The 247-nt window shown below is 37.2% G+C and carries 1 protein-coding gene; it reads left to right on the top strand.

Annotated elements, in window-relative coordinates; all coding sequences use genetic code 11:
• Positions 1–247: phospholipase D-like domain-containing protein (locus tag SM754_RS20690; RefSeq protein ID WP_501993838.1), on the top strand; the 247-nt coding region annotated here is incomplete at both ends.

Raw genomic sequence — 247 nt, 5'->3', positions numbered from 1 at the left:
CAACGCAATCATAGAAAAATTACAGTGATTGACGGGAAAATTAGTTATATTGGGGGATTTAATATCGGCGAGGAATATTTGGGACATAATGAGCAATTAGGATTATGGCGAGACTATCATTTACGTCTTACAGGAGAAGGCGTTCAGGATTTACAAAAACAATTTTTACATGACTGGTTGGATGATACGAACCAAAATTTATTGGATGCTCCTCTTTATTTTCCGAAACAGGAACCTGGTACCATCC

Origin of the sequence: Halorubellus amylolyticus (assembly GCF_034808145.1) — an archaeon.
Classification (GTDB): domain Archaea; phylum Halobacteriota; class Halobacteria; order Halobacteriales; family Natrialbaceae; genus Halorubellus.
Note: the sequence above shows the minus strand (reverse complement) of the source record. Positions and strands in the feature narration are given on the sequence as shown.